Origin of the sequence: Achromobacter sp. GbtcB20 (genome assembly GCF_019091095.1) — a bacterium.
Taxonomy (GTDB): domain Bacteria; phylum Pseudomonadota; class Gammaproteobacteria; order Burkholderiales; family Burkholderiaceae_B; genus Achromobacter; species Achromobacter mucicolens.
This window is the reverse complement of sequence record NZ_JAGXJZ010000003.1, coordinates 126,163-140,367: the sequence shown is the minus strand read 5'-3', so window position 1 is coordinate 140,367 and position 14,205 is coordinate 126,163. Positions and strand designations below refer to the sequence as shown.

Below are 14,205 nucleotides of genomic sequence, written 5' to 3'. Positions count from 1 at the left end.
CCGCCGCCAGCGGCGACCCGTAGTATCTGGCCATCTTGGATAACTCCCTGAAACGGAACCAACATGGCCAACTCCTCTCCCGCAGTCGTCAACGAAATCTCCGGTCGCGCGTGGATACGCAATAGCGACGGTTCCTTGACCGAACTGCATCAAGGCAGCAAAGTCCCCGCCGGCAGCGACATCGTCACTGCCTCGGGCGCCACGGTTTCGCTTCAGGTTGAAAACGGCATGCCGATCGTGATCGGCGAAGGCCGCGAAGTCGCGGTCAACGGCGACATGACCGGCCCGCTGGCCGATCCGACCGAAGCCGCGGTTGCGCCGCCTTCTGGCACCGATTCGGACCGCCTGCTGGCCGCCCTGCAAGCCGGCCGCGACCCGTTCGACGAACTCGATCCGACCGCCGCCGTCGTGGCTGGCGGCGGTGAAGCCGGCGGCAGCAGCTTCGTCCGCCTGGCCCGCATCCTCGAAACCACCAGCCCGCTGGATCTTGCCTACCCGAATCCGGCGCGCGGCGACGACACGCTGCCGCGGGTTTCCGGCGCGGCGCTGACCGCCGACGGCGGCGACGCTGCAGCGGCTGTCCCCGGCAACACTCCCCCGGTCGCGCAGAACGACGGCGTCACCACCCGTCAGGACAATTCGATCAGCGGAAATCTGCTCGCCAACGACGCTGACGCCGATGGCGACGCATTGACGCTGGTTTCCGTCAACGGCCGCCCCATGACCAGCGCCGGCCTGACCGTGCCCGGCTCGAACGGCGGATCGTTCACGGTGTTCCCTGACGGTTCGTACGTCTTCAACCCCAATGGCGATTACCAGGCGCTGGGAGAAGGCGAGACCGCGAGCTCCACCATTTCCTACACGATCACCGATCCGTCGGGCGCCACCTCGACCGCAACGGTCGCCGTCACGATCGTTGGCGTGCTCGACGTGCCCACGATCGCCGTTTCGGACGCGGGCACCATCAACGAAGGCGGCAGCGCCACGTTCAACATCAGTCTGGGCAACACGATCGATCTGGACCGTGAAACGACCATCACGCTCAAGGTTGGTGGCCAGGTCGAACCCCAGGACGTCGGCGTGCCGGTCGTCACCATCGGCGGCGTGGCCGTGGCCGTGACTGCCAATGCAGACGGCACGTACAGCTTCCAGCTGCCCGCCGGCGTCACGAACGGCATCGTGGTGACGTTGCCCACGACCGACGACAACACTTTCGAGGGCAGCGAGACCCTGACGCTGGAGGCCACGCTCAGCGGCCAGGCCGCCAACGGCGCCCAACTGCCCGCCGGCATCTCCGACACCGGCAACGCGACGATCGTCGATACCGACAGCACCGACCCGACCAACCCGAACCCGGGCGCCGACGTGCCGGCCCTGTCCGTCTCGGACGCGGGCGATGTCAACGAAGGCAGCGATGCCGTCTTCAACGTTGCCCTGACCAAGGCTGTCGACGCCGACACCACCCTGACGTTCACGCTGGGCGGCCAAATTGAAGCGGGCGATGTGGGCACCCCCACCGTCATGATCGGCGGCAGGCCCGCCACCGTCACGGCCAACGCCGATGGCTCCTACAGCGTCACGGTGCCGGCCGGCACGACCGGCGGCATCGTCGTCACGGTCCCCACCACCGACGACGCCGTGTTCGAAGGCCGTGAACAGCTGACGCTGGACGCCACGCTGACCGGCAGCTCGGCCAGCGGCATCGCCCTGCCTGGCAACATCACCGACTCCGGCAGCGCCGTCATCGTGGACGACCGCGGCACCGGCGCCGATGTGCCGGCCATCAACGTGTCCGACGCAGGCGACGTCAACGAAGGCAGCAACGCCGTCTTCAATGTCGCGCTGACCAAGGCCGTCGATGCCGACACCACGTTGACGTTCACGCTGGGCGGTCAAATCGAAGCCGGGGACATCGGCACCCCCACCGTGATGATTGGCGGCCAGCCCGCCACCGTCACGGCCAATGCCGACGGCTCCTACAGCATCACCGTGCCTGCCGGCACGACCGGCGGCATCGTTGTCACCGTGCCCACCGCCGACGACTCGGTGTTTGAAGGCCGTGAACAACTGACGCTGGACGCCACGCTGAGCGGCAGCACGGCCAGCGGCGTCGCCCTGCCTGGCAACATTACGGATTCCGGTAGCGCCACGATTGTCGATACGGAAAGCACCGACCCGACCAACCCGAACCCGGGCGCTGACGTGCCGGCCCTGACCGTCTCGGACGCGGGCGATGTCAATGAAGGCAGCGACGCGGTCTTCAATGTCGCACTGTCCAAGCCGGTTGATGCCGACACCACCCTCACCTTCACGCTCGGCGGCCAGATTGAAGCCGGCGACGTGGGTGCCACCACGGTCGTGATCGGCGGCAAGCCTGCCACCGTCACCGCCAATCCGGACGGCACGTACAGCGTCACGGTTCCCGCCGGCACGACTGGCGGCATCGTCGTCACGGTCCCGACCACCGATGACTCCGTCTTCGAAGGCCGCGAACAGCTGACGCTGGACGCCACGCTCTCGGGCAATACCGCCAGCGGCGTCGCCTTGCCGGGCAACATCACCGATTCCGGTAGCGCCACGATTGTCGATACCGAAAGCACCGACCCGTCCAACCCCAACCCGGGCGCCGACGTGCCGGCCCTGACCGTTTCGGACGCGGGCGATGTCAATGAAGGCAGCGACGCCGTCTTCAATGTCGCGCTGACCAAGGCGGTCGATGCCGACACGACCCTGACGTTCACGCTGGGCGGCCAGATTGAAGCTGGCGACGTGGGCACGCCCACCGTCATGATCGGTGGCAAGCCTGCCACCGTCACGGCCAACGCCGATGGCTCCTACAGCATCACCGTGCCGGCTGGCACGACTGGCGGCATCGTTGTCACCGTTCCGACCACTGACGACTCGGTGTTTGAAGGCCGTGAGCAGTTGACGCTGGACGCCACGCTGACCGGCAACTCGGCCAGCGGCATCGCCCTGCCGGGCAATATCACCGATTCCGGTAGCGCCACGATTGTCGATACCGAAAGCACCGATCCGTCGAACCCGAACCCGGGCGCTGACGTACCTGCCCTGACCGTCTCCGACGCGGGCGATGTCAATGAAGGCAGCGACGCCGTCTTCAATGTCGCGCTGACCAAGGCTGTCGATGCCGACACGACCTTGACGTTCACGCTGGGCGGCCAGATCGAAGCCGGCGACGTGGGTACCCCCACCGTGATGATTGGCGGCAAGCCCGCCACCGTCACGGCCAATCCTGACGGCACGTATAGCGTTACGGTGCCTGCCGGCACGACCGGCGGCATCGTCGTCACCGTTCCGACCACCGACGACTCGGTGTTCGAAGGCCGTGAGCAGTTGACGCTGGACGCCACGCTGACCGGCAACTCGGCCAGCGGCATCGCCCTGCCGGGCAATATCACTGATTCCGGCAGCGCCACGATTGTCGATACGGAAAGCACCGACCCGTCGAACCCGAACCCGGGCGCCGACGTGCCGGCCCTCACCGTCGCAGACGCGGGCGATGTCAATGAAGGCAGCGATGCCGTCTTCAATGTTGCGCTGACCAAGGCTGTTGACGCCGACACCACGCTGACGTTCACGCTCGGCGGCCAGATCGAAGCCGGCGACGTGGGCATCCCCACTGTCATGATCGGCGGCAAGCCTGCCACCGTCACGGCCAACGCCGATGGCTCCTACAGCATCACCGTGCCGGCTGGCACGACTGGCGGCATCGTCGTTACCGTCCCGACCACCGATGACGCCGTCTTCGAAGGCCGCGAACAGCTGACGCTGGACGCCACCCTCTCCGGCAATACCGCCAGCGGCGTCGCGCTGCCTGGCAACATTACCGATTCCGGTAGCGCCACGATTGTCGATACCGAAAGCACCGATCCGTCGAACCCGAACCCGGGCGCTGACGTGCCGGCCATTTCCGTCTCGGACGCGGGCGATGTCAACGAAGGCAACGACGCCGTCTTCAATGTCGCGCTGACCAAGGCCGTCGACGCCGACACCACCCTGACGTTCACGCTGGGTGGCCAGATTGAAAATGGTGACGTGGGCACCCCCACCGTCATGATTGGCGGCAAGCCCGCCACCGTCACGGCCAATCCGGACGGTACGTACAGCGTCACGGTTCCTGCGGGTACGACGGGCGGCATCGTCGTTACCGTTCCGACCACTGACGATTCGGTGTTTGAAGGCCGCGAGCAACTGACGCTCGAAGCGACGCTCTCGGGTAATACCGCCAGCGGCGTCGCGCTGCCTGGCAACATCAGCGACTCCGGCAGCGCCGTCATCGTTGACGACCATGGCTCCGGCGCGGATGTGCCCTCGCTGAGCGTCTCGGACGCCGGCGACGTCGACGAAGGCAACGACGCCGTCTTCAACGTCGCGCTTTCCAAGCCTGTCGACGCCGACACCACGCTGACGTTCACCCTGGGCGGCCAGATCCAAACCGGCGACGTGGGCACCCCCACCGTCATGATCGGCGGCAAGCCTGCCGTCGTGACTGCGAATGCCGATGGCTCTTACAGCATCACGGTGCCGGCTGGCACCACTGGCGGCATCGTTGTCACGGTCCCGACCACCGACGACTCGGTGTTTGAAGGCCGCGAGCAGCTGACGCTGGACGCCACGCTGACCGGCAGCTCGGCCAGCGGCATCGCCCTGCCGGGCACCATCACCGACTCGGGCAACGCCGTCATCGTTGACGACCATGGTTCGGGTGCGGACGTGCCGACCCTGTCCGTCTCGGACGCCGGCGATGTGAATGAAGGCAACGATGCTGTCTTCAATGTCGCGCTGTCCAAGCCGGTCGACGCCGACACCACCCTGACGTTCACGCTCGGTGGCCAGATCGAAGCCGGCGACGTGGGCGCCCCCACCGTCATGATCGGCGGCAAACCTGCCACAGTCACGGCCAATGCCGATGGCTCCTACAGCATCACCGTGCCGGCTGGCACGACCGGCGGCATCGTTGTCACGGTCCCGACCACCGACGACTCGGTGTTTGAAGGCCGCGAACAGCTGACGCTCGACGCCACGCTGACTGGCAGCTCGGCCAGCGGCATCGCCCTGCCGGGCACCATCACCGACTCGGGCAACGCCGTCATTGTTGACGACCATGGTTCGGGTGCGGATGTGCCGACCCTGTCCGTCTCGGACGCCGGCGACGTCAACGAAGGCAACGACGCTGTCTTCAACGTCGCCTTGTCCAAGCCGGTTGATGCCGACACCACCCTGACGTTCACCCTGGGTGGCCAGATTGAAGCTGGCGACGTGGGTACGCCCACGGTCATGATCGGCGGCAAGCCTGCCACCGTCACGGCCAACGCCGATGGCTCGTACAGCATCACCGTGCCTGCCGGCACGACCGGCGGCATCGTGGTCACGGTCCCGACCACCGATGACGCCGTCTTCGAAGGCCGCGAACAGCTGACGCTGGACGCCACGCTGACTGGCAGCTCTGCCAGCGGCATCGCCCTGCCGGGCACCATCACCGACTCGGGCAGCGCCGTCATCGTTGACGACCACGGTTCGGGCGCCGACGTGCCGACCCTGTCCGTCTCGGATGCAGGCGACGTCAACGAAGGCAACGATGCTGTTTTCAACGTCGCCCTGTCCAAGCCGGTCGACGCCGACACCACCCTGACGTTCACGCTCGGTGGCCAGATCGAAGCCGGCGACGTGGGCACGCCCACGGTCATGATCGGCGGCAAGCCTGCCACCGTTACGGCCAACGCCGATGGCTCTTACAGCATCACCGTGCCTGCTGGCACCACCGGCGGCATCGTGGTCACCGTCCCGACCACCGATGACTCCGTCTTCGAAGGCCGCGAACAGCTGACGCTGGACGCCACGCTGACTGGCCGCTCGGCCAGCGGCATCGCCCTGCCGGGCACCATCACCGATTCCGGTAGCGCCGTCATCGTTGACGACCACGGTTCGGGCGCCGACGTGCCGACCCTGTCCGTCTCGGATGCAGGCGACGTCAACGAAGGCAACGATGCTGTTTTCAACGTCGCCCTGTCCAAGCCGGTCGACGCCGACACCACCCTGACGTTCACGCTCGGTGGCCAGATCGAAGCCGGCGACGTGGGCACGCCCACGGTCATGATCGGCGGCAAGCCTGCCACCGTTACGGCCAACGCCGATGGCTCCTACAGCATCACCGTGCCTGCCGGTACGACCGGCGGCATCGTGGTCACCGTCCCGACCACCGATGACTCCGTCTTCGAAGGCCGCGAGCAGCTGACGCTGGACGCCACGCTGACCGGCAGCTCGGCCAGCGGCATCGCGCTGCCGGGCACCATCACTGATTCCGGTAGCGCCACGATTGTCGATACCGAAAGCACCGATCCGACCAACCCGAACCCGGGCGCCGACGTGCCGGCCCTGACCGTCTCGGATGCGGGCGACGTCAACGAAGGCAGCAACGCCGTCTTCAACGTCGCGCTGACCAAGGCTGTCGATGCCGACACGACCCTGACGTTCACGTTGGGCGGTCAAATTGAAGCTGGCGACGTGGGCACCCCCACGGTCATGATCGGCGGCAAGCCTGCCACCGTCACGGCCAACGCCGATGGCTCGTACAGCATCACCGTGCCGGCTGGCACCACGGGCGGCATCGTTGTCACCGTCCCGACCACCGACGACTCTGTCTTCGAAGGCCGCGAACAGCTGACCCTGGACGCCACGCTCTCGGGCAATACCGCCAGCGGCATCGCGCTGCCTGGCAACATCACCGATTCCGGCAGCGCCACGATTGTCGATACCGAAAGCACCGACCCGTCCAACCCGAACCCGGGTGCCGACGTGCCGGCGCTGACCGTCTCGGATGCCGGCGACGTCAACGAAGGCAGCAACGCTGTCTTCAATGTCGCGCTGACCAAGGCTGTCGACGCCGACACGACCCTGACGTTCACGCTGGGCGGTCAAATTGAAGCCGGCGACGTGGGCACGCCCACCGTGATGATTGGCGGCAAGCCGGCCACCGTTACGGCCAACGCCGATGGCTCCTACAGCATCACCGTGCCTGCCGGCACGACCGGCGGCATCGTTGTCACGGTCCCGACCACCGATGACTCCGTGTTTGAAGGCCGCGAACAGCTGACGCTGGACGCCACGCTGACCGGCAGCTCGGCCAGCGGCATCGCCCTGCCGGGCACCATCACTGATTCCGGTAGCGCGACGATTGTCGATACGGAAAGCACTGACCCGTCGAACCCGAACCCGGGCGCCGACGTGCCGGCTCTGACCGTCTCCGACGCGGGCGACGTCAACGAAGGCAGCAACGCCGTCTTCAATGTTGCGCTGACCAAGGCTGTCGATGCCGACACCACGCTGACGTTTACGCTCGGCGGCCAGATCGAAGCCGGCGACGTGGGTGCCCCCACGGTCATGATTGGCGGCAAGCCGGCCACCGTCACTGCCAATCCTGACGGCACGTACAGCGTCACGGTTCCTGCTGGCACGACCGGCGGCATCGTCGTCACCGTCCCGACCACCGATGATTCGGTGTTCGAAGGCCGCGAACAACTGACGCTCGACGCCACGCTGACCGGCAGCTCGGCCAGCGGCGTCGCCCTGCCGGGCAACATCACCGATTCCGGCAGCGCCACGATTGTCGATACGGAAAGCACCGACCCGTCGAACCCGAACCCGGGCGCTGACGTGCCGGCCCTGATCGTCTCGGATGCCGGCGATGTGAATGAAGGCAGCAACGCCGTCTTCAACGTCGCGCTGACCAAGGCTGTCGATGCCGACACGACCCTGACGTTCACGCTGGGCGGCCAGATTGAAGCTGGCGACGTGGGCGCGCCCACGGTCATGATTGGCGGCAAGCCTGCCACCGTCACAGCCAACGCCGATGGCTCGTACAGCATCACCGTGCCTGCCGGCACGACTGGCGGCATCGTTGTCACCGTCCCGACCACCGATGACGCCGTCTTCGAAGGCCGCGAACAGCTGACCCTGGACGCCACCCTCTCGGGCAATACCGCCAGCGGCGTCGCGCTGCCTGGCAACATTACCGATTCCGGCAGCGCCACGATTGTCGATACGGAAAGCACCGACCCGTCGAACCCGAACCCGGGCGCTGACGTGCCCGCCCTGACCGTCTCGGATGCCGGCGACGTCAACGAAGGCAGCAACGCTGTCTTTAACGTCGCGCTCACCAAGGCTGTTGATGCCGACACCACCCTGACGTTCAAGCTCGGCGGCCAGATTGAAGCCGGCGACGTGGGCACGCCCACGGTCATGATCGGCGGCAAGCCTGCCACCGTCACGGCCAACGCCGATGGCTCGTACAGCATCACCGTGCCGGCTGGCACCACGGGCGGCATCGTTGTTACCGTCCCGACCACCGATGACTCCGTCTTCGAAGGCCGCGAACAGCTGACGCTGGACGCCACGCTCTCGGGCAATACCGCCAGCGGCGTCGCGCTGCCTGGCAACATTACCGATTCCGGCAGCGCCACGATTGTCGATACGGAAAGCACCGATCCGTCGAACCCGAACCCGGGCGCCGACGTGCCGGCCCTGACCGTCTCGGATGCGGGCGACGTAAACGAAGGTAGCAACGCCGTCTTCAATGTCGCGCTGACCAAGGCTGTTGATGCCGACACCACGCTGACGTTCACCCTGGGTGGCCAGATTGAAGCCGGCGACGTGGGCACGCCCACGGTCATGATCGGCGGCAAGCCCGCCACCGTCACCGCCAATCCGGACGGCACGTACAGCGTCACGGTTCCGGCTGGCACGACTGGCGGCATCGTCGTTACCGTCCCGACCACCGATGACGCCGTCTTCGAAGGCCGCGAACAGCTGACCCTGGACGCCACCCTCTCGGGCAATACCGCCAGCGGCGTCGCGCTGCCTGGCAACATCACGGATTCCGGCAGCGCCACGATTGTCGATACCGAAAGCACCGACCCGTCCAATCCCAACCCGGGCGCCGACGTGCCGGCCCTGACCGTCTCGGATGCCGGCGACGTCAACGAAGGCAGCAACGCCGTCTTCAATGTCGCGCTGACCAAGGCTGTCGATGCCGACACCACGCTGACGTTCACGCTGGGTGGTCAAATTGAAGCCGGCGACGTGGGCACCCCCACGGTCATGATCGGCGGCAAGCCCGCCACGGTCACGGCCAACGCCGATGGCTCCTACAGCATCACCGTGCCGGCCGGCACGACTGGAGGCATCGTCGTCACCGTCCCGACCACCGACGACTCCGTCTTCGAAGGCCGCGAACAACTGACGCTCGACGCCACGCTGACCGGCAGCTCGGCCAGCGGCGTCGCCCTGCCGGGCAACATCACCGATTCCGGCAACGCCGCCATCGTGGACGATCGTGGTCCGGGCGCCGACGTGCCGACCCTGACCGTCTCTGACGCGGGCGACGTCAACGAAGGCAGCAATGCCGTCTTCAACGTCGCGCTGAACAAGGCCGTTGACGCCAACACCACCCTGACGTTCAAGCTCGGCGGCCAGATCGAAGCCGGCGACGTGGGCACGCCCACGGTCATGATCGGCGGCAAACCCGCCACCGTCACGGCCAACGCCGATGGCTCCTACAGCATCACCGTGCCGGCCGGCACGACTGGCGGCATCGTTGTCACCGTCCCGACCACCGATGATTCGGTGTTCGAAGGCCGTGAACAGCTGACCCTGGAAGCCACGCTCTCGGGCAACACCGCCAGCGGCGTCGCCCTGCCTGGCAACATCACCGATACCGGCAACGCCGCCATCGTGGACAGCCGTGGTCCGGGCGCCGATGTGCCGTCGCTCAATGTCTCCGACGCGGGCAACGTGACCGAAGGGAACACGGCGAGCTTCAACGTGACCCTGAGCAAGCCGGTCGATGCCGAAACGACGCTGACCTTCACGCTGGGCGGCCAGGTTACCGGCGCCGACTACGGCAAGCCCGTTGTGACGATCGGCGGAACGTCCGTGGCGGTGACGGCCAACGCAGACGGCTCGTACAGCGTCAAGGTTCCGTCCGGCACCACCGGCGGCATCGTCGTCCAAGTGCCCACGACTGCCGACGGCATCTACGAAGGCACCGAAAGCATGGTGCTCAACGCCACGCTCTCCGGTCAGACCGCTAGCGGTACCGCCCTTCCGGCAGGCATCTCGGACAGCGGCAATGCGGCCATCGTGGACATCAACAAGCCGCCTGTCGTGGGCAACGCATCCGTCGCTGTGTCCGAGGAAGGCCTGAGCGGTGGCATCAAGGACGGCAATGGCACGTCCGACACCACCGATTCGGCGAAGGCCAATGGCCAGTTGAACATCACCGACGACAATAGCGGAGCCGCCTACACGATCACGCTGGTGGCGCCGGCCAATGGCAGCCTCAGCTCCGACGGCGTGCCAATCAACTGGACGCTGTCCGACAATGGCCATACGCTGACCGGCCGCGCCGGCACCACCGACGCCATCATCATCAAGATCGACAATGCCGGCGCCTACACGGTGCAGATGCTGGCGCCGGTGGATCATCCGGACACGACGCGTGAAGACACGGTCGGCCTGTCCGTGACCGTCAAGGTCGCGGACGGCGTCAATGCGCCCGTCACCACCACGCTGAACGTCACGATCGAAGACGATTCGCCTGTCGTGCAGCAGAACGCGCCCGTCAACGTCGAGTCCGCCGGCATTCCTGATGTCTATACCGGCAAGGTCTCCTTTGCCGGCTCTTCCAGCAGCGATAGCCAGTGGAAGTTCACGTTTGGCAACGGCGCCGTGGAAGTCTCGGCCAAGGGATTCACGTCGAATAACGACCTGACGCTGATCGACGCCAAGGTCAACCAGAGCACCGCAGGGCTGGGTGTGGCGAGCTCGGGCTCCCCGTATCACAACATCGCGAACGAGGTGGACTACCGCGAATTGAACGGCCAGGGCGCGTCGGAAGAACTGACGATCCGTCTGACCGGCGGAAAGATCGCCTACGGCGCAACCATCGACTTCGCCGCCATGTATGGTGGCGAAGTGGAAAGCGGCATCGCACGTTTCTACCGCGATGGCGTGTTGATCGCCGAACGCACCTTCACCTCGGACAAGAGCGGCGGCGACTACGCGGCGAACTTCCGGGTCGAGGAAGGCGGTTTCGACACGATCGTCGTGTCTGCCACGGACAACCACAAGAATTCGTCGAGCGACAACAGCGACTTCACCGTGACTGGCGTGACGTTCCTGGGCAGCCAGGATGTCCATGCCATCGCCTACGCCGACGGCAACCTGCAATTTGCCTACGGCGCTGACGGCCCCGGCACGCTGAAGCTGACGGGCGTGGAAAGCGGCCTGACGACGCGTGATGGCGGCGCAATCAAGACCAATGTGGCTGCCAACGGCAACCTGATCCAGGGTCTGGATGCGTCGGGCAATCTGGTGTTCGAGATCCGTCTGACGCCGGCCACCGGAAAGTGGGAGTTCTATCAGTACCAGCCCATGAACGGCACGGCCAACAAGCTGATCGACTTCACGTACCAAGTGACTGACGCGGATGGCGATTTCGCAAACGGCCAGTTCCAGGTTGGCGGTGTTGAGCCCACGGGCCCGACCCTGACGATCGAAGACAACAATGCCGGGGCCCCTGGCGTCCTGAGCGTGTCCGAAGCACAGGCCACGGGCAGCGGTTCCTTCGTGATCACCGCGGCAGCCGGACTGAAGTCGATCTCGATCGACGGCACTGGCAACGCCGACGCGACGCTGACTCTGGACCGCCTGGCGGGCCTGTCGAGCAACCCGCTCACGCTGACCACCAGCAAGGGCACGCTGACGCTCACCGGCTACGACGCGGCAACCGGCAAGGTGACCTACACCTACCAGACCAGCGGCGCGCAGCAACACACCGGCGACGACACCAACGTCCAGGACCACTTCGCGATCACGGTCGAAGACAAGTTCGGCGGCAAGGCGACGGGCGACCTGGGCGTGCTGGTGACCGATACGGCGCCCAACCTGGTCCCGATTGCCGACAGCTCCGCGCTGGCGTCACGCGGCACCAACATCATGCTCACGCTGGATACGTCCGGCAGCATGAACTACGGCAGCGGTGTCTACAGCAACAAGCGTGAGCTGTCGCGCCTGGAGGTACTGAAATCCTCGGTCGCCAAGCTGCTCGACCAGTATGGCGAGTCCGGCGACGTGCGCGTCATGATTGTGGAATTCAACTCGTCCGCGAGTCAGAAGGGCGGCGGCTGGATGTCGCTGGCCGCAGCCAAGACTTTGGTCGATGGTTTGAGCTACGGTGGCGGCACCAACTACGAAGCTGCGCTGAACACCGCCATGACGGCGTGGAACAACTCTGGCACGGGCAAGCTGGAAGGCGCCAATGTCCAGAACATTTCCTACTTCTTCACCGACGGAAACCCTGAAAACGGTCCCGTCTACGCCACTCAGCAGGCGACGTGGGAAAAGTTCCTCACGGATAACCAGATCAATTCCTACGGCATCGGTCTTGGCACCAACGCCACCGGCACGTACATCGATCCGGTGTCCTACAACCCCAGCAAGCCGCAGGACAGCAACACGATCATCGTGAAGAACCTGAACGGTCTGGATACGGCGATTTCGGACACCATCGCACCGCCGATCGTCGGCGACATCTCGGCGGGCGGCACGTTGGGCGCCGACCTGGCCGGTGCGCGCATCACGCAACTGGTGATCGACGGCAAGACGTTCAACTACGACGTTGCGACCAACAAGGTCACGGCCAGCTCCGGCGCGACCTTCACCTTCGATTCGGCCAAGTCCGAACTGACGGTGACGACGTCGCACGGCAAGTTCACGATCGATCTGGCGGGTGAAAACCTGGGCGATTATCGCTACCAGCCGCAAGCCGCCGGCACCGACACCGTCCAGTACACGGTCAGGGATGGCGACGGCGATACGGCAAGCTCCAGCCTCACGCTGACGGTGACGGCGCCGGTTTATCAAAACCCGGATGCCGTGAACGACACGGTGATCACCAACATCCTGAGCCCGCAATTGACGGTTCAGGCCGGCTCGCTGCTCGCCAACGACGTGCGCGGCACGGGCGCGTTGACGATCGGACCGCTGACGGTGAACACGGGCTGGAAGGATAAGGGAGGCGACTTCATTGCTTCGTCGGTCAAGGAGCTTCCGTTCGCTGGAACGAACGGCAACGTCAATGCGAACAAGTTCCTGACGGTAGATCGCGCTGATCTGGCTCAGATCGGCCAGAATCGGGCTCAGATCAAGGTAGATGGATACCTCGCCAGCGTGGGCGCTAGCCGCAGCAACGATGAGGACACCATCACCTTTGCCATGAAGGCTGGCGAAGTCCTGACGCTGAGTCATGACATGCAGGAGAACTGGGTTCGGATGGAGTATCGCCTCGCCGGAACGTCGGGCCCCTACAAAGCGCTGCAAAGCGGAGACAGCATCAGCCCCACGGCCGATGGCCAATACGAAATCCACCTTGTCAATCTTGACGACAACGGCTCGGGTTGGTTTGGTGACGGCCCGGAGAATTACATTCTCACGATGACCGTCGACTATTCCCGCGCATCTGCCGTTGCCGACACCGTGGCCAATTCCTCGTACACGATCAGTACGGCGGACGGCCATAGCGATAGCGCCAACGTGTCGGTGGCCTATCAAGCGGGCAGCAGCCTGCTGGGCACCGACAAGAGCGAGATCCTGCTTGCGGGAGATGGCAACGACACCCTGAACGGCGGCAAGGGCAACGACGTGCTGATCGGCGGCAAGGGCCACGACACCCTGATCGGTGGCGACGGTTCCGATACGTTCCGCTGGGAGTTCAACGATCAGGGCACCACGTCCAACCCGGCCGTGGACCGGATCAAGGACTTCTCGCTGGCCAAACCCGCAGACGGCGGCGATGTGCTGGACCTGAAGGACCTGCTCGTGGGCGAGAAGGATGGCAATCTGTCCAACTACCTCAACTTCAAGCAGGATCCGGCCAACGCCAACAATACGATTCTCGAGATCAACACCAAGGGCCAGATCGGCCAGGGTGCCGATCAGAAGATCGTGCTGGAGGGCGTCGATCTCACCCATGACGTCCACGGTCAGGCCGTCAGCAACCAGGCAATTATCAACGACCTGCTGCAGAAGGGGAAGCTGAACGTCGATCATCATTGATCATCGACGTGACGGGAGGGCCGGCCCAGGCCTTACCCTCCCGCCCGACGCATTTTTTCAAGGGCACGTCCA

General features: G+C 65.3%; 1 protein-coding gene. It reads left to right on the top strand.

Translation table 11 applies throughout. The features are described 5' to 3' along the window. The first annotated feature begins 63 nt into the window (after nt 1–63). The gene (locus KVT32_RS32080; protein ID WP_254636780.1) at nt 64–14,133 is read left to right on the top strand and encodes a retention module-containing protein; all 14,070 of its coding nucleotides are present in this window, start codon (nt 64–66) and stop codon (nt 14,131–14,133) included. Nucleotides 14,134–14,205: the final 72 nt, after the last annotated feature.